The following is a 16,971-nucleotide window of genomic DNA, read 5'->3' on the forward strand; positions in this document are numbered from 1 at the left end:
TAAGGCAATTTTGGGTCTTGTAAAGCAATTAGCCCCGAGCAATCGGGGCTAATTCTATGGAGATTAAGCAATCAGACCCTACGGTTCTCTCGCATGAAATCCTCCACTTGATCTGCTTCTAGTCCTCCGACTTCACAGATTTCCGTTCGCGTTGACCCGGCGCGCGACACGACGATCAAGGCCTGGCCCTGGAAGAGCGTGTTAGCAAAGTCATCATCGTCCATCACCCAGGACAACTCAGTGCCCTGCACTGTTTCAAGATCGAAGTTCTTAATTCGAGCAACGTCTTCAAAGCGGTGCGCCGCATCCTTTACGTCGATTTGTCGGGGAGCGGAGTGGACATAGGAGTTCTGGATCGCGCCGACTCCCTTCTCTCTCAGCTTCTGCATGAAGACAGCATCGGGGTGCTCAGGATCTACCAGGGCGCTATTGGCGTAGCGCTGGAGCATAGCCTGGTTGTTGATCCCCACTGACGCGGTTTTATATGGCGTGAGCCTGGCTTTGCCCAACATTTCTTGGAAATACTTGTATGTGCTATGTGAGCTTTCGTTCTGCATAAGAACTTTGGTAGCAAATAGCTCGAACAAGTTGTGCGCCCCGTGCTCACTGAAATTAGCAAGGAAGGAGCTGATATTCTGCGTCAAGAACACGAAGTAGCAGCCCAAGCTTCGTGCCATTGCGATTAAATCACGCTCTGCTTCGCCGATGACCGACTGAGCCTCATCGATGAAGTTGAAGACAGGGTTGTGCCCTTCAAGGTCAGCCCAATTGACAGGGCGATTTTTGATGAGGTTGTAGACTCGCATTCGCACGATGTCTGCTGTGATCTGTCCACCCACCCCATGGACCATGGTTGGCAAGTTCACCCCGATCCAAAGCTTATTGGTCAACACGCCTTGAAAGTCGATGCCTGTCTCGGTGTCGGCCCACAGAACTCCATCCGCGTTTTTGAGATGTCGCCCACGGAAAACGTCGTTCAAGGCGTTGTCGATGTTCGAAGTGATGCTGGTGCGGGTTTCAGGTGCCATCACTGCCCAGGTGTTTGCGAAATACGAGACTGACCCTTTGATCTGGTTGGCTGCATCCGCCACATTCAGATAGCCAGATTTTTCAATGAAGTCGAACGCGCCCCGGAACTCTTCGTGGAGCTCGAACCCTTTTTCTGTTTGCTTGATCTGATTGACTACATTTAAGAAGCGCTGGATCTGACCAATTGTCCAGTAGCACGAGCGCGGCTGCTTCAAAGATGCTTCCAACTTGCGGATATTTGCTCTGGTCTCAGCAATTGCATTTTTGGCGTGCGACAATCGCTCTTGATCACCCTCCAGCTCAGCCAATCGCTCGATGGAAGTGAATTTGATCAACTGCTGTTCTTCGTCAGAGATCAATAGTGCCGTGTTGCTGCGAACAAACTTCTCGGCTTCGCATGCCGCTTCAACAATCATCGCTACGTGCTCTAAGACGATGAAGCCCATGCTTGTCCAGAAGCTGCTTTCGTCCTCGGACATTTTGCCCTTTCGCTTCAACTCTCTAAACGCCTGGACAAGCTGTTGAGCATTCATCCCTTGGCTTAGAGACAGGTTGATACCAGGCTCAATCACGATATCCATCAAGCTCATCACTTCGCGAACCAGCACATTTTTGCCGTCACCGACAATGGCTCCTGCCCATTTCGTCAACTTGACCAATGCCATGAACTTTCGAAGCCAGAAGGTCTTGCCGCCACCAGACTTGGCGATGACCAAGATGTGTTGAGAAGTGTCCTTTAACGAAGCCACCAGCATTTTTCCGGGGACGGGCGCAAAGCGATACATCTTGTTGAACAAGAAGCCAGTGGCTTTTCCTAAAGGAATAAGCGGCGTTTTATCATTGAGTGCACGCAGCGCCTGGGCGATCCACTGCTTCTTCATCATTCCGCGAGCAGTGTTCTCATGACGTCCTATTGTGAAATGATTGCTGTTTGACGATGTCTCAGATGTGCGGGTTTCGCGCTCAATCTGTGTGTAGCGAATGCAATACAAGTTCGGCACTGCAAAAATAAAGATTAGGCTCAGCGGTGCGGGAAGGAGCGACACAGCCACGGCATAGACAACGAATGAGACTTCGACCTTCAACGCTCTCGCGAATAGATCGAGTGATTTCTCATGTTTGGTTCCTTGCTTGCTACTGAAATAGCAGCAAGCAAACGTGAGGGTAACGACAACCAAAAACACTATTCCCAGCGGAATTAAACCCGGTCCGGACATGAGACTTCTTAATGCTGCCACGCCCGCACCACCCAACGATTGGATGCCAACAAATAGTGGTCCGATCAGCAAGCAGAAGAAAGAGCCAATAGCGTGAGAGGCTGATTTGTCGACACGAATAGCCTTGAGATATGGCACTGCTGCAAGAAGAGCCAAGTATCCATAAGCTCCGAAGAAGCGACTAAGAATGAAGGCTGCGCATGCGATTACCGGAAGCGCTGCGAACATCAATGGCATTGCCGAGGAGACAGATCCAGTGATCGTGTCTTGAGGTAGCACTACGGCGTCCATTGGTTTGCCAGAGCGCGTGATCTTAGAATTCTCGAAGCGCACGATCATGTCGTCAGTCGCGTTAGGCATCCACGATTCAAGATCCTTCGAATGCTTCAAATCATCGCTTACGTGCCAGGACCCATCAGGGAATTGAATCGCCCCATATGCTTCTACAATAGCCTGATCTTCTTCTTTGACATCGACAAGAATGTTGCTTGGGACTTTAACGAAGTCATCGAATGCGCCGACCACTTCATGAATTTCTTCATTGGTGCGCTCTTGGATTGACGCTTCAACATCAACAAATCGCTTCAAGCCCGGGACTTTGCCGAGAACACTCAGCACCTGAAAGATAGTCGGGATCATAGTTCGCCCGCCTTTTCCATAACTTCTTGGCACTTCGGGTTTACATCTGATCCAGTCTCGATTGATTTCTGATACTGCGCCTTGCAAGCTTGATATGACGGCGCGAGACCAACTGCACTACCTACCTTGCTTCCAAGAGAACCTAGGCCCAGCATCATCATGAAGGCAAGTAACATGGCAGTGATGAGGGCTGTGCTAAGCAAGCATGCATAGACACCGACATAGCTGGTCTCGACTCGTCGACGTATATCTGCTCTTTGGCAGTCTCGCCCCCATCCCGCCTGGGTCATGACGCCGTCCAACGGATAGCGGTCTTTGTGGAAGTAGTAGTAAGTGCGAATAACATCGGGGTGCAACGGACCCAATCCCTTGCTTTCAACGCTTCCAATGAGAAGCCTTCCGTGAAGATGCATCCAGCGCGAGCCGTCTGCGCTTTTGACCTTTGTTCTAAATTGGCGAAATAAACTTTCGAACACACTGATCTCCTATTTTTTTTGAGTGGTAGATCAGCAATAAGCCAAAAAGCGAAAAGCGCAACATATTAGCTGCGCTTTTTGTCTACTTTAATTGCTCTGCGAAGTGATCGAGATCATTGTTTGCTTTGTCTACCCAATCACTCCGCTTTGCCTTGGGTTGTTCAATATGTTGTCGCATCGCTGATCGCTCTTTGGGTGCGCGAACAAACGCGTTGGGTGCAGGTGATCGTTCTACCTTCTGGGGATTGGGTTCAACCGACTTTGGCTGTTCCTCGACAATGGGCGTTACAGACACTTCTTGAACAGGCTCTATGGCCTGGACGGGCTCAGGAGCTTTGGGCGCTTCCTGGACCTGAGGTGCTGAGGTTGTTAGCTGTGGCGTCGTTGTGACCTGGTGCTTCTCAGTAGCCTCTTTGCTGTCGTGTTGAGCCCAGAGCCATGCGCCAGCTACTGCAAGAGACGTCAAGATCGCTACGGAAACCAGAACTTTGACGGTGGGCTTCGATTGCGATTTAGGGATGGCATCACGTGAGCTTTCAATGATCGGGTTTTGCTCTTCCCGACCAAGATCAGCATCCTGGATCCGCTTAACCTCTTCGTGCTCTGTTCGCTTCGCATCCTGTGCTTGCCTCCAAGCATCTGCCTTTGCTTTGGCACGCTGCGCTTGTTCCTGGGCAAGCTTGGCAGTCTTGGCCGCAAGCTCTTTGGCAAATTTGCTCGTGGCTTGTGCAGTCGCTTTGGCTGCGACCTGTGTCTGTTCCAGGCGCTGATCCAGCTTCCGATCTTTAACTTGCTGCTTGTTAAGAGGACTTGGAAAAGATGATCCACCTTCTTTTTCAGATTTAAGCTTTGCAGCTTTTTCCAATAGTTTTCTTCGTTCGTAGTCACTAATACTCATCTTGATCTCCTTTTGAGATAAGAAGAGCCCCGAAGGGCTCCACTTATTTCAGCTCCGGCAGCGGGGAGACTAAGATGCGGTGGGTTGGAACATTTCCGCATTGATTGTCGAGTTTGTGTTTTGCCAAAGCTGCTCGCCCATTGAGTTCACCGACGACTGCCAAGCACCCCGCCCCACCCTCCGTTCTAACAGTCAGCTCATTCTTTGAAGACTTCAAGATCGTGCCGAGCTTGTCGAAGAAAGCTTTGGTCTTTTCGTCCGGCTTGACCACAGATGCAGGGTCATACTCAACCACTAGGCCTTGGAACTTTTCCGTGGCCTTCCCATCGGCAGTGGTCTCGGTCTTCACGTCCACAGTGGCTTTCATTCCCGCCAAGCGAGCGGCATCTGCGGCTTCTCTGGCTCGTGCGAGCTCTTGCTTGTAAGCAAAGCCTCCACCGATTAATCCGCCTGCCGCACAGCCTCGCAGCGCACCGTCTTTGCCTGCGAAGATGGCCCCGAGCGCACCACCCGCTGCACAGCCAATTCCTGCACCTTTCGCGACTGTGCCTTTGCTAACCGGAGATGCGCTTCCACCGGCAAGTTGGTCAATGGTGGCGCATCCAGCGAGCGAGGAAGCAAGCATTGCGATCATCGTTAATTTTAGTTTGTTCATTTGTATCTCCTTCGTTAGTTAGGGTTGTTGTTAGTTTTGGTGACGCCTTGACTCTGCATCCCATTCAATATTTCTCGGCTCGATCTCACTGCCGGCATCGCTTTTTCTTGGATCGGCTCACCGTTCAATGCATCTGAAAGATTGCGAACAAAGGCCTTAGTCAGATCAGTGCTTCGTTCGATGTGCCGCTCGGATGCCTCGTTCATTGCCTGGACTCCTGCACTTAGATCTGAAAGAAGTTCTCTACGAACTTCTGTCAGTCGCTTTTCCTCGCGGTCAGCAAAATTCCTAAGCTCTTGCATTGTTTTTTCATGGAGCTCGTTGAACAGTTGATCGTTCAACAATCCATCGACAGCTAGTCGCACCAACTCATTGACGCTTGTTCTTTTCCGAATTGCCATTGCGCTGAGTGATCTCAATTGATCGCTCTCAAGTAATACATTTCTTTTGATCAGCTTCATAAATTCTCCGTTTGGCATCAATTGACCGTAAGGCGATTCCGTGAATTGGCAAGGGGCCTGCTTATAATTATTTAGCGAAAGATGCTGAGGGGAATTGAAGGCATTAAAAAAGCCCCTTGTCGGGGGCTTCTTTCAATCCTTGCGGTGCAAAGCTCTCAGAGGATCTACACAGGGCGCGCGGGGATCAGCGCGGAACACCCAAAGGTGCGTCATGTGTATGATCTAGACTTGTAAAAATGACGATGCCTTTGCCGTTCCGCTAGCCGACGCTTCTGCCTTTTCTTTTCGCTCCTGGTCTTTCTTTTCGATGCTGACTCTTGCGCCGATCTCAATTTCTGCTTCACTAAAATGAGATCAAGCATCAACGGGAGACCACAGCTTTTATGGAGACAGCAGACAAAATTTGGATCGAGCAAGTGAACGAAGCGAAGCAAAGTTCGCTTGATGATCCGCTGACGAATTTCAGCAAAGCCATTTCACAATTATCAGCTCGACAGTCATTCAATCTGCCCGCAAGACTTCGAGAGCAGTTGAGATCGATGCAGAACTCCTGCCCTATCTGCGCGTCTGACTTCACCCAGAGATCGTCAATCGTCGTTGCTCAGATCGTTCCCATTGAGCACGGCGGCCCGGATGACTTCTCAAACTGCTTTCTATGCTGTGAGCGCTGCAATCGCAGACGTGGCACTTCAGATTTGCTCAGCATGGGCGATGCTTTCTGCAGCCCAACCGCTGCCCCACGCCTTCCACCGCACGGCCGCGCCTTGGGCTTTTCTCCAACCGACCTGGTGCAGCGGCGTCTGGAGTTGCTAGCTCGCTCTGCCAACCACTGGACGCCTCACACCCGCAATTCGATGAAGTGCACTGTGCTGAGGCACCTGGCTAAGCGGTGGGCTGAGCCACGCTTTCGTGTCTTCGCCCATCACTCGTCTGACCTGGCCCTCATTGGCTTTGCACGGCGCTCTGGTGATGCAGAGAGCTTGGGTGCTGCTCGTGTGCTGACCAAGTTCCAGAGTGCCCGTCTAGTGCGACTGGGAGAGGTTGTGAGCGTCTACCAGGTTGATCCAAGGCGCTTCCTGAGCCTGATTTGGTCACTCATCGATCTCAACGCACTCATCGTGTCCGTGCGACTCCCAGGCAAAGACGCACATGCGCTCGGTAGCGAGTGGCAAGACTTCTGGCCGGACCATGTGCGGTCTGTGGCTGCTCTCAGATCGCGCCTACGGCCTGGTCAGGCCAGCAAGTTCGGTGAGCTCGCCCGCTGCCCTGACGCAAGACGGGCGCTATCTGACAAGCCTGACGCACTGCGGAAGCGTCGGAAAAGTGCCGCGATGGTAGAGCGAAACCGCAGCCAGCGGCTCGCCCTCTATCACCATGAGCGAATCGTCGACGCTTCCAAAGACGGCGCTTATGCCGTCCTGGAAGCTCGCCTTTTATCTCTTCAACCCTGCTGACTCTCACTCATTTAGGTCACAGAACCCCATCAGATTCTCGCATCGAGAGAGTTCAGCAAGATCAGAATTGTCGTAAAGCATTTTCAGGTGACGATCCGAAATTGATCGATAATTGTATGCGCGCTCAAACATCGTTCGACTATTGCGCGAGAGCAAATACGCGCCGTGCCCTACGAGCAACCCTCTGTTCCGAGCCAGACGCACAATTCGATTGCTGGATCTTTTCCCATGACGACTAGTGACATGAAGAGCCTGAGCAAGAAGGTCTGCCGAGATTTCCTGGCAGTCAAAGAAACGTTCGAACAGGCTCTTCTTTGAATAGATTGCTGCAAATCCAAGGATTTCGGCCCTCGCCGACTCATCTTCTTCTTCCAACCAATATTCGATAAATTCATCGCAGCGACATGCATCTTCAAGAACGCACTCAAAATAAATACTCATTGAGCGTCCTCCGCGACATCCAAGATGATTCCACCACCGGAGAGGTGAACTCCAACACAAATAGAGTGACCAAAAAGATCAACCCCAATGATGACATCGGAAATTTCTCGAGTGCGGAACGCCATCATGCAAATGGCCAATTTGGCATGGCGCATGATTTCGCGATAAGCATCTTCAATTTCAACATCCAAAGGAAGAAAGCGCTGAATGAGATGCGCCAGATCGTGTTGCATCAGGACACTGAAATCTGCGGACTGCAACTCAGTCAAATCAATAAAACTCATTTTTATCTCCGATACTTAGCGGGCTGCTAAGCTTCGGAAACAAAGATATGCATTGCATTAAAAAACCTCCACGTGAACACTGTCCCTTTCCATAAATGCCTGTTCAGCATCAGCCGCCGAGCATAAAAAAGCCCCGCAAAAGCGAGGCTATCAGTTCGGCTGGATGGCTGAAAAACTAATGTGGCTGCAAAGTTCTCGCAGAGATTTGATCTATCCACGTTGATTGCGCAATACCGGCCACAGCTTCAATCGCGCAATCGACATAGCGCACGCTGATGTGCTCTGTCCCCTGCTCCTCCAAAGTGACGATCCCAAACGGACCATCGACCCCGAACAGGTGGAAGTCGCCCTGGATAGCGCCGCACGCTTGGCAACGGTTGACCAGATAGCGCGTGCCCGATCCCTTTGTCGTCGCCATAAGCATCCAGGGCGCAGCTGCTGAGATGTGCTGCGCGGCTGGAAGGTTGATCGACTCCACAAATCTGAGAACGGCTGCGTCTGCGACGGAAAGCTCTTCGCCGTCATCGAAGCGCTCAACGAAGCTTGGCACCCAAAGAGCGCTGACCGATGTCGCTGCCACGCATGTCCAGCACTCGTGATCTGTCGTCAGCACTGCAAAACTGGGGCTTAGGATGACTGAGCTGAGCTCGGGCAACGCCGCTAATACTGCTTTTCGGTCTGGTTCGATCATGTCCCTATCTCCCCTTGGCCAGGGCTTTCCGGGCCTGCCAAGTTTCCACCACAAACAGGCACAAAGAATGAGCTGAGTGGACAACAAGACGGGCGTGCCTTGGAGCGACCTTGTAGGCGCGTTTGTGCTGGCCGTGGGCACTGCCCGCATGCGTTCGATAAGCACCGAGGCCATCAATGATGGAACTTAGCCCCGACAGCACACGCTTCAAGTCATCGTCTTCCAGCTGCTCAGGCGACAGCTTCAAATGCTTAGCAACGACAACCCACAGGGGCTTCACTGTCTGACTCGTGGGTAGGTCCAGGCGCTCAGTGGCGATGTAGTGTTTGCAAAGAGCTTCAACGATTGCGCATGCTGCCGTCACAGCAGCAGCCGGATCACTATCGATGAACCTAACCGCTCGCTCAAATTCCTCTTCCACTTCTGCAACTGAGAAGTCCTTCAAAGCCTCGCCGAAGGCCTTGCTTGGAGCAGTGACAGAGTGAGCGCCCAGAATGCGGCCGCCAAATCCATAGGACAGTTGATAGCGAGCAAGAATTTCGTTGATTCGCTTGCGAGCGGTGAGCTCTTTGTCGGGATCCCAGGTCGAGACCTCACCATCCATCAGCGTTTCAATGAGCTTGCCAAGGATCGTGAAGGCCTTAGAGACATCCTCCTTCCCTTCTCTCACAAGCCAATTTTGAACCTTGTCAACGCAATTTCCCTCAGGAACATCGCCAGAAGCGCCTGCTTCGTAGAGCATCGTCTCCAAGCGTCGGTGACTGTAGTAGTAGGAGCCAACGACATCACCAATGGTGGCAGCCAACGGCTTGGGGAACTCTTTCAGCATGGCTTGGTCCGGTCAGTAAGGAGTTGGCATGGCCGACAATGCAGCCTGTCCGTAGAGCATAAATGCAGCGCCGAGCGCATAGATCAGCCATCCATATGCTGGGCGCACAAATGCGACAAGAATCAACCCCAAGATCATCGGGATCGCCGTGATCCCGAGGTAGTAGCCCCAAGTTGACGGAATCGTGCTCACTGAACTTGGCGACTCCTGGAACTCCACAAGTAGCCCGAAGGCGAGCCAAGACACGAGAGGCCCCAAGCACAGAAGAGCTAGCCCGTGCACGACCCGCGTTCGCCTGCGAATTTTAGAGTGTGGCATCTGGAACACCTGCCGATAGACGACACGATGGGCGCACGAACTTCCCCTGTTCCCTTGACGACAACCGCATTGTAAGCGCTACGTGAAGACGAGGGGTGTCAGAAAAATCTGACACTGGGCCGATGCGCCGTGTGCGCTAGCTCAAAGACGACGGGAACTGGTAACTCGCGTTACAGATGCCGGACCAAGACTATGCCGGCTTGCAACGCATTCCTTGAAGCTCGGGGGAATTTCCACTGAGTTTGTCTGGAACTCTTTTTGGGTCAACGTAGACTCATCAGCGCCTTTGGTATGGGAGCACCTTTCCACGACACACCACCCATCCTCCATGTTCTCGTCATCGTATTCGACTCGATCAAGCCGAAGGCTGCTATCTGAGATGATGTATGAAGTTCCGTTCTCATCTGAAATCACAGCTCCGGCCAGACCAAGATGATAGGCGGTTCGGCCGCGTATGCTCTGCAAATCCCAGGCTGGATCTTCTCCATTGGCATATTCAATAAGCTCATCGTTGCCACTACAGTCGTCAAACTCAATCGCGCATGTCCACAGGTTTTCCCACTGTTCTTTATCGTAATCGAATTCAAGGCAGGCTTTTTCGAACGCAGACCTAATATCTTCCTCTCTAACAATTAACGGGTTTCCATGCCTGTCAGACATGTAGTCAATAGAATTGGTTGGTGATTCATCCAGGTTATGAAGCATATCGGTAGTGAGCATATTCCACTCATCTTTAAGCTCTATTCGATACATTACGTCACCAAAGTGATCTAGAGCGTTATCAGAAAAGCACAGTCCACGAATGACGTTATCCTTCGTAAAATCATCTAATGGAATTTTGCAAAGATTTTCATTGTCAGTGCAGTGATATAAAAACATGAGATCTCCTAATTATTTGAACAACCTCATTAAAACGCAAAACTATTCTTTAGCAATGGTTTTTAGCGCTTTCTCTCAAGAATTCGCTCGCCATAGGTGGCATCGCAATGAGCGCTCACGGCGGTAGACTGCTGCACATGCAATGAGTGATCTACGCACCTAATTCAGTCCGCCCAGGAGGGCAGATGTCTGTCATTACAATGATCGCGGGTGCTGTCAGCACCGCTTCGCTTATTGCCTTGATCCACTACGTTTGGAGTGCCTACTTCCAGCCACAAGCGTTCGTTCGCCGCGCCCACATCCAGTCGGGCATGTCACCCCTAAAGTGGACCTACTTTGGCCTGGCGTGGCTGGGACTTGCGATCATGATATATGGAGGCACCCAGAGCGCACTCTTCTGGATGCCGGACGATTGGGGCTGGACAGACGAAGACGGAGATGTGCAGCCACTTAGATCCTACTTCGCGGTTGCGGCAGCAATGCTGCTGACGTTTCCTGCCTTAGGCTTCATCTACCGTGCGGCAGCAGATCGATGGGATGCCATTGAGCGGAAGAGGCCTGGTTCGTGAGCAAGCGACTCGGGCCCGTCTGGGGCGATCATTGATCGCGTGCGAAGCACCCAAGGCGCGGTGGGCCAGCGGCCCATGATCCTGGTCAAGCCGCTCGAAGCTCTCGAGCGAAGTCCATCTTTGATTTGATGAGCTGCTGGACTTCCCAACGCCGACGCTCTTCTCTCTCTACCAGCCTTTGCTTGACCCGTTCAACAGCACGCCATTTATGATCCTCGATGGCTTGGCTCTGCAAGAAAAGTGAGCCTTTGCCCGAAATCAGAACCGTGTCTCGTCCGTAGACGTTGACTAGGCCCTTGCGTGCCGCTCTGTCAAAAGCATGATCAAAATCAGACTGAGCATAGCCCGTTAATTGGTGAAGGAATTCAGCTGGAGAGCAAAGACCAAAGCTCTCTTTAGCTGCAAGGCAAACTTGGACATCTGAGATATAAGCATTCATTTGGTCTCCTCGGTTAGACGAATCGGCGGACGGATTTGGTGCCGTCAAAGCAGCAGAACTCAACACGAGTCTCAACTTGCTCGTCACTGGTCCGGTTGGTCGTCATCAACCCTTTGAAGCGCTTCCAATAGATCCCCAGTGAAAGCTTGGGAAATCCTAAACCGTCTTTGCCAATCCGCTCTCTAAGATGTTCGGGGGTCGTGATGTCTTTGAGTTTAATTTGAGTATTCATGAGTGATCTCCCTTGATAATTTAAGTAAAAGGCAGATCGCATTTTTGTCAATAGACGCAGTTGTAAAAAAACCGCCTTTCGGCGGTCTTTTTTTACACATAGCAGTTGAGCTCTCGCTCGGGCTTTTGCCCCAATGGCATATACATCCCTCCTTCTGTATAGATCCAGAGATCGTCGTCTAGAACATGGATAGACGCGGCCTCATCCCAAATAAGCAATTCCCCCTTGATCCTCTTTCCTGTTGAAAGAAAGACCCCCTCTTTAATCGAAATAACTCCGGCCTCACGAGCTTTGCAGATGAGTCTTTGAATTGCGTTGATTTTCATGTGATCTCCTTAATTTGAGTGGATGACTTAAGCAAAAGGCAGATCAAACTTTTGTCAAGCCTTTAAGCTCAAATTAGCGTCTTAAACTAGGCGGGCTGGGGCTTGCCTCAATTGGGGCCAGCCCCTGGGGGAGTCCTGCACAAGGGAGTCAGTGCAGGCAAAAAAAAAGCCCCGACTAAGGGGCTCTATCTTGAACTTGGGTAGGTGCATCAGAGCCTTCGAGCTTGGGCTCTTTGAGTCGCCATCTTTTCCCGGCTGCTAGACCTGGCTTAATCAACACATTCTCGAAATGTTGGTGACATTCGAAGTGTTGTTGCATCAAGCTCCACTCTTGATCTAAATGATTAAATTTTCGCCACCGTGCCTCTTATCAATATTTGAGCATCTTCACTAGATCTCAATCCATTGATCGCGAGCTCAATATCAGAAACGGGGGCTAGCAATTCAACAATTTCCTCATAGCCCGCCCCTGCGGCATATCTTAGTGCTTCCGAATCATTTTCTTTTGGATCTGAGAAAGGAAGCAGCATTTCAACGATTTCCTTATAACCCCACCGCGCGGCCTCTCGAAGTGCTCCTGATTCATTCGCTTTCGGATCTGATACAGGAATAAGAATTTCAACAATGTTCTTGTGCCCGTTTTCAGCAGCTGCCCTCAACGCACCGGAGCATGTGGACATTGGGTCTGAAAACGGGATGAGCATTTCAACGATTTCTTTATAACCCCACCGCGCGGCCTCTAGGAGTGCTCCTGATTCATTCGCTTTCGGATCTGATACAGGAATAAGAATTTCAACGATCTCCTTATTTCCGCTACGTGCCGCCCAGCGCAAAGCTTGTGAATCATCCGCCTTAGGATCAGTTACGGAAATAAGACTCCGAACACTTTCAATGTGACCCGATCTGGATGCCAAGGCCAAATGCTCTTCATTAGTCATAGCTACCCCCCCTTTTTCTCAAGTAAAAGGCAGATCGAACATTCGCCAAGCTTTCAGGATCTAATCAGTGTCTCTAACTCAGAGGATTGGCGCTTACCCGACCGCCAGCACCTGGGGCGCAGCGCAAGGCGACGGATGGCAGACACAAAAAAGCCCCGGCGAAGGGGTTCTATCTTGAACTTGGGTAGGTGCATCAGATTCGTCGAACAGCAGGTTGTGCAGGCGCTGATAGGTCTTTATCAGCGACACCCGCTTCTGCCGTCGTATCGGCAAGCTCCCGTTTAAGGATAGAGGCCTCCAGAGCACTCAACGCACGAGCGCCGTTTACTGTGAGCTTTTCATATACGACATCTCTATCTGTATGACCAAGAAGGATCTCCGCAATCTCGAGTTGACCGCACTCTAAAGCGAGGCCTAATGCGTATGACCCCTCGGCCTTGGCATCCGAAAAGGGAAGTAGTCTTTCTACAACTTTCAAATTACCCGCGTAAACCGCGCATCTCAGCGCCATTGAGTTCTTTGCCTTTGGATCACAAACTGGGATAAGGAGATCAATGATATCCATCCATCCATTCTCAGCCGCGACTTGCAATACAAATGCCCCCCTGACGTTTGGCTCTGACACTGCAATAAGAATTTCAACGACACTCGTGTGCCCGCACTCGACCGCATATCTCAATGCCCTTGAGTAGTCGGCTTTCGGATCTGATACGGGGATAAGTAATTCAACGATCTCTCTATGCCCATTTTTTGCAGCCTGACATAGCGCGTAAGAATCATCGGCTTTTGGATCTGATACGGGAATGAGCAGTTCAACGATCTCTCTGTGTCCATTTATTGCCGCTGAGCAAAGCGCAGATGACCGAGCAGGCTGAGGCTCTGACATAGGGATCAACATCTCGACGATTTTGCTATGACCGTGCTCCGCAGCGGCCCACAATGCACAGCAGCGATCTGCCAATGGGTCCGAGACTGGCAGTAGCAGCTCGACCATGTCGACGTCTCCATGTTCAGCTGCATAGCGCAGAGCTTCCGAATTCAGAGCCTTGGGGTCAGCGTATGGAAGAAGCATCTCAACCACATCTATGCGACCTATCTCTACGGCTTGTCGCAGCACGTAAGAGTTGTCTGCTTTGGCATCCGAATAAGGAATAAGCAACTGGATGATTTCAGTTCTTTGGGTGGCCACTGCGCAACGAAGCGCTGCGGAGTGGCCCGCTCGCGCCTCTGATATCGGAAGGAGCCGTCGAACGTCGTCGGCTCGCCCTTCTGCCACGGCTTCAATCAGCAGGCGCTCATTCGTTATAGGCAGGCTCATCAGAGCCTCCTGGCCTGGGCTCTTTGAACTGTCGCCGTGCCCAAGCTGTCAGACCTAGCTTGATTAACGCATTCTCGGAAATCCGGTGGCATTTGAAGTGTTGTTGAATCGAGCTCTTCCCTCGCTTGCTTTGCCAACACACCCTGCATAAGTCCCTCAGCTTTTTCAAATTGCTCAGCTGTCATGTATAACTTGAAAAAGCTGCAATCCGAGTTGGGCCGCATATTCTCTTCGACAAGATCCCATTGATTTGTCAAAAATCCATAAAGCACTTTTAACCTATCATCGGAGCCAGCCACCTCCTCAACCCAGGCCATAACATCTTCCTGGTCGTCATCAGCATTGTATTCAGAAAACTCGAAAATTACATCACCCTTTTCCTCCACATTTGCGTAGGAAAGCAACCATCCTGCCAAGTAGCTCTCGTCGAATTCAAACGCGTGACGTATTCCCGTCGGATCAACATTTGGAGCCCAATCTTTTTTTTCAAACGCTTCGATAATTGAACCCACATCCGCGCGAACCTCCTCACTGTTATAATCCAGATGCATGCCCAACAATTCATCCAGAAACACTTTTGATCGCGCATCGTAGAATTCTTGAGAAAAGCCACACTTATTATTAAAGACTTCCTCAACATCTATCTCGGCCTCAAGAATTGGATGCGCTTTACATAATATTTCAATTCTTTCAGAATCACCATCCGATGAAAAATCTTTCATCAGCCGCTCCAAGTATGAATCCGCCCAATCCCGCTCTTTCAACAGATACGCAAATGTCTCGGAATCCATCCCATAGACTGCCGCATCCATAGCTTCTGACACCTCATCCTCTGTGACCTCATAGTTCTCGTGCAAATAGACAAACTTGCTGTGATCTAACGAGGCGCTTAAATTGTAGAGCTTTCCAAATTCATCTCTTTTCAGCTTTAATTCATCGATGATTTCGATAAAATCGTTTAGCTCGTAATCTTCAATCAACTCCTTTTCATCAAATCCCATAGCCTTCTCCTGGTGAGTGTGTTTTTTCAGTAAAAGGCCAATCGCATTTTTGTCAATACCCCTTAATATAAAAACTTCAACAAATAACCAGGAGAGCAAAGACTGTCCTCACAACCTCCGGCCAACAGCACGCGCATTTGGAACTGGTGTCGCCCGGTCTAAGAAGTAGGCTTCTAACCGCCTGGATGCCGCAAACCAAGCCCTCTCCTGGCAATAGCTGACTGCTTCTGCAGGGCAGCAGTGCAGATAGAGAAGCCCCATCAGGCCCTCGTGCTCCTCCTCCGCAGCAATCGCCATGGCCCTGCTGTATTCGCTTGGGCTGCCTGGCCCGACGCTCCCTGCCCTTGCCCACTCGACCATTCGTAGGATCAACTCAGGGTCTGTGCCTTGCCGTAGATGACACCAGTGCTCAATGGCCTCGGGGTCAGACAGCGGATAGAGCACCAGAGCGGCTTGGAGTCGAGCGTTCATTGCTGCGACCGCCAGGGCTTTCGAGCGCTGAGCCTTTGGGTCAACCTGGGCCAGCAGCGCACGCAACGTGACCAGGTCACCCGTTCTGGCGGCTTCGATGAACTGCTCTTCTGTTGAGCTACTCACCTGCGTCACCCGCTGATCGAGCACGAGTGACCTTCAAGACCTTCCGCTCGCTCCTGAGCACTTTCCCCCATATTCCGCGAGGGCTATCAGGCCGGTGGTCCAAGGCTCCCCAGGGTCATCCAGCAGCTCCTGAATCGTGTCTCTGAGGCGCGGCGGCACAGTGATCATTGAACGGTTGGTGCGAACGCCTTCAGGAGTGCGGTAATCGCGGAGCCGGGCTGTGCGATGGAGCTGCAAAAGGGCTTCCCTCCCCTCTCTAGGCCGGTCTTCTAGGTCAAAGTAGGACTGCCGGCACTCGTGATGCCCTGGCTCCGGTGCAGACCTGAGCTCGACGTTGACCCGCTTCTTGCTGCGATGTCGGGGCTTGTGGATGACATCCAGGGCAGTGTCGAGGTCTGGAACCTTCCTCATAGATCCGCCCAGGCTCGGCTGTCAAAGCCTCTCACTGCACGCGCAATCGCTTTGATGTCCTGCTGAGCGTGGCTGGCTCTCACCCCAACACGATTAAAGACCGTCTCACCGTAACCATATGAGGAAGCAAAGATGGCCCGATCCCTCACGATCAATGCCCCGGGCGGAAGCTGTGCGAAGCGCTGGCGATGCTCTGATCGGTCCGGATTGAAACGGTTGGCCGCAATGATGTAAGGCAAGCTTTTCTTGCGCACGAGCTCCATCGTTTTCAAGAACACGACAAAGCTCACTGCATCGAGCAAGGTCGGGATGATGTAGACGTCAGCGTCGGGCAGGAGACCATTCTCAGGAAGCTTTGGGGCGGTGTCGAAGATATGGAAGTCGTGCTGTGCCCGTGACTTCACGACACCTACGGTGAAGGGCGTCTCCCCGGCCAGCCTTGCCCAGGCCAACGATGAGCCCTGGGCATCTAGGTCGGCGACATAGACGCTGGAACTTGGGTAGGTGCACTGCAAGCAATGAGCGAGATTGAGCGTGAGAGTCGTGCGTCCTACTCCCCCTTTGCCGTTCAACATGCATATCTTCATGAGAGCACCGCCTGCTCTTTAGACGCCTGTTGGCGGTTCCAATGCATGGTTCGACGGCTACGATCTTTAGCTCTGTTCTTTAAACGCGATGCTCGCTCTTCTTTTTGGTTTAAATGAACTTGATAGAACTTGATCGTCGTGTCGATGTCATATTTGATTTTCATGCTGATCTCCAGTCGGGGTTATTCCCTAACTTGAGAAAAAGGCAGTTCCAACTTTTGTCAACAGTTGTGACTCCAAATACTTGACAAAATTGCGATCAGCCTTTTAATAAATGAAAGG

Annotated in this window: 22 protein-coding genes; 2 read left to right on the forward strand and 20 right to left on the reverse strand. The window is 51.3% G+C overall.

Translation table 11 applies throughout. From position 1 onward, the window contains the following. Positions 1-71: 71 nt before the first annotated feature. The 5 genes from SOM39_RS00595 to SOM39_RS00615 all read right to left on the reverse strand — a co-directional run bounded on the left by SOM39_RS00595 (position 72) and on the right by SOM39_RS00615 (position 5,375). Positions 72-2,885, reverse strand: coding sequence for a TraG/TraD/VirD4 family protein (locus SOM39_RS00595; protein ID WP_261996890.1), 2,814 nt, complete (start codon positions 2,883-2,885; stop codon positions 72-74). Continuing rightward, the gene (locus SOM39_RS00600; protein ID WP_261996891.1) at positions 2,882-3,361 is read right to left on the reverse strand and encodes a hypothetical protein; all 480 of its coding nucleotides are present in this window, start codon (positions 3,359-3,361) and stop codon (positions 2,882-2,884) included. The genes SOM39_RS00595 and SOM39_RS00600 overlap by 4 nt, the downstream gene beginning before the upstream one ends. 82 nt (positions 3,362-3,443) lie before the next feature. Next, positions 3,444-4,259: a hypothetical protein gene (locus SOM39_RS00605; protein WP_261996892.1), complete on the reverse strand. Its 816-nt coding sequence runs from the start codon at positions 4,257-4,259 to the stop codon at positions 3,444-3,446. A gap of 43 nt (positions 4,260-4,302) precedes the next feature. Further along, positions 4,303-4,914: a hypothetical protein gene (locus SOM39_RS00610; RefSeq protein ID WP_261996893.1), complete on the reverse strand. Its 612-nt coding sequence runs from the start codon at positions 4,912-4,914 to the stop codon at positions 4,303-4,305. Positions 4,915-4,928: 14 nt separating this feature from the next. Continuing rightward, positions 4,929-5,375: a hypothetical protein gene (locus tag SOM39_RS00615; RefSeq protein WP_261996894.1), complete on the reverse strand. Its 447-nt coding sequence runs from the start codon at positions 5,373-5,375 to the stop codon at positions 4,929-4,931. A gap of 416 nt (positions 5,376-5,791) precedes the next feature. On the opposite strand from SOM39_RS00615, the gene SOM39_RS00620 reads away from it, so the two are divergent. Further along, on the forward strand, positions 5,792-6,829 hold the full coding sequence (locus SOM39_RS00620; protein WP_320457178.1) for an HNH endonuclease signature motif containing protein: 1,038 nt from the start codon (positions 5,792-5,794) through the stop codon (positions 6,827-6,829). Between the two features lie 3 nt (positions 6,830-6,832). Here SOM39_RS00620 and SOM39_RS00625 read toward each other — a convergent pair whose 3' ends face one another. The 6 genes from SOM39_RS00625 to SOM39_RS00650 all read right to left on the reverse strand — a co-directional run bounded on the left by SOM39_RS00625 (position 6,833) and on the right by SOM39_RS00650 (position 10,271). Beyond that, a complete protein-coding gene (locus SOM39_RS00625) occupies positions 6,833-7,270 on the reverse strand; it encodes a hypothetical protein (protein ID WP_320457179.1) in 438 nt (145 codons plus the stop codon). After that, complete coding sequence (locus SOM39_RS00630) at positions 7,267-7,554, reverse strand: hypothetical protein (protein WP_320457180.1); 288 nt, start codon at positions 7,552-7,554, stop codon at positions 7,267-7,269. Before SOM39_RS00630 ends, SOM39_RS00625 begins: the two co-directional genes overlap by 4 nt. Before the next feature lie 175 nt (positions 7,555-7,729). Continuing rightward, positions 7,730-8,245, reverse strand: a complete 516-nt coding sequence (locus tag SOM39_RS00635; RefSeq protein ID WP_320457181.1) for a hypothetical protein — start codon at positions 8,243-8,245, stop codon at positions 7,730-7,732. Between the two features lie 4 nt (positions 8,246-8,249). After that, on the reverse strand, positions 8,250-9,074 hold the full coding sequence (locus SOM39_RS00640) for an abortive infection family protein (protein WP_293982773.1): 825 nt from the start codon (positions 9,072-9,074) through the stop codon (positions 8,250-8,252). A gap of 12 nt (positions 9,075-9,086) precedes the next feature. After that, entirely contained in the window at positions 9,087-9,266 is a 180-nt protein-coding gene (locus SOM39_RS00645) for a hypothetical protein (protein WP_180845978.1), read from the reverse strand. A 267-nt stretch (positions 9,267-9,533) separates the two neighbouring features. Beyond that, entirely contained in the window at positions 9,534-10,271 is a 738-nt protein-coding gene (locus SOM39_RS00650) for a hypothetical protein (RefSeq protein WP_320457182.1), read from the reverse strand. Between the two features lie 185 nt (positions 10,272-10,456). On the opposite strand from SOM39_RS00650, the gene SOM39_RS00655 reads away from it, so the two are divergent. Next, positions 10,457-10,840: a hypothetical protein gene (locus SOM39_RS00655; protein WP_320457183.1), complete on the forward strand. Its 384-nt coding sequence runs from the start codon at positions 10,457-10,459 to the stop codon at positions 10,838-10,840. Between the two features lie 85 nt (positions 10,841-10,925). Here the strand turns inward: SOM39_RS00655 and SOM39_RS00660 are convergent, their stop codons facing one another. The 9 genes from SOM39_RS00660 to SOM39_RS00700 all read right to left on the reverse strand — a co-directional run bounded on the left by SOM39_RS00660 (position 10,926) and on the right by SOM39_RS00700 (position 16,853). Continuing rightward, complete coding sequence (locus SOM39_RS00660) at positions 10,926-11,279, reverse strand: hypothetical protein (RefSeq protein ID WP_180845975.1); 354 nt, start codon at positions 11,277-11,279, stop codon at positions 10,926-10,928. Between the two features lie 13 nt (positions 11,280-11,292). Continuing rightward, positions 11,293-11,511 carry a hypothetical protein gene (locus SOM39_RS00665; RefSeq protein ID WP_320457184.1) on the reverse strand — a complete coding sequence of 73 codons (219 nt, stop codon included), beginning with the start codon at positions 11,509-11,511 and terminating at the stop codon, positions 11,293-11,295. Between the two features lie 92 nt (positions 11,512-11,603). Further along, a complete protein-coding gene (locus SOM39_RS00670) occupies positions 11,604-11,837 on the reverse strand; it encodes a hypothetical protein (protein WP_320457185.1) in 234 nt (77 codons plus the stop codon). 344 nt (positions 11,838-12,181) lie between these two features. Then, positions 12,182-12,775, reverse strand: coding sequence for an ankyrin repeat domain-containing protein (locus tag SOM39_RS00675; protein ID WP_320457186.1), 594 nt, complete (start codon positions 12,773-12,775; stop codon positions 12,182-12,184). 193 nt (positions 12,776-12,968) lie between these two features. Further along, on the reverse strand, positions 12,969-14,093 hold the full coding sequence (locus SOM39_RS00680) for an ankyrin repeat domain-containing protein (RefSeq protein WP_320457187.1): 1,125 nt from the start codon (positions 14,091-14,093) through the stop codon (positions 12,969-12,971). Beyond that, positions 14,093-15,193, reverse strand: coding sequence for a hypothetical protein (locus SOM39_RS00685; protein ID WP_320457188.1), 1,101 nt, complete (start codon positions 15,191-15,193; stop codon positions 14,093-14,095). The genes SOM39_RS00680 and SOM39_RS00685 overlap by 1 nt, the downstream gene beginning before the upstream one ends. A gap of 9 nt (positions 15,194-15,202) precedes the next feature. Continuing rightward, complete coding sequence (locus SOM39_RS00690; protein WP_320457189.1) at positions 15,203-15,715, reverse strand: hypothetical protein; 513 nt, start codon at positions 15,713-15,715, stop codon at positions 15,203-15,205. A gap of 383 nt (positions 15,716-16,098) precedes the next feature. Continuing rightward, the gene (locus SOM39_RS00695) at positions 16,099-16,677 is read right to left on the reverse strand and encodes a ParA family protein (protein WP_320457190.1); all 579 of its coding nucleotides are present in this window, start codon (positions 16,675-16,677) and stop codon (positions 16,099-16,101) included. Positions 16,678-16,685: 8 nt separating this feature from the next. Beyond that, positions 16,686-16,853, reverse strand: coding sequence for a hypothetical protein (locus SOM39_RS00700; protein ID WP_320457191.1), 168 nt, complete (start codon positions 16,851-16,853; stop codon positions 16,686-16,688). Positions 16,854-16,971: the final 118 nt, after the last annotated feature.

Origin of the sequence: Stenotrophomonas sp. CFBP8994, from assembly GCF_034044835.1 — a bacterium.
GTDB lineage: Bacteria > Pseudomonadota > Gammaproteobacteria > Xanthomonadales > Xanthomonadaceae > Stenotrophomonas > Stenotrophomonas rhizophila_A.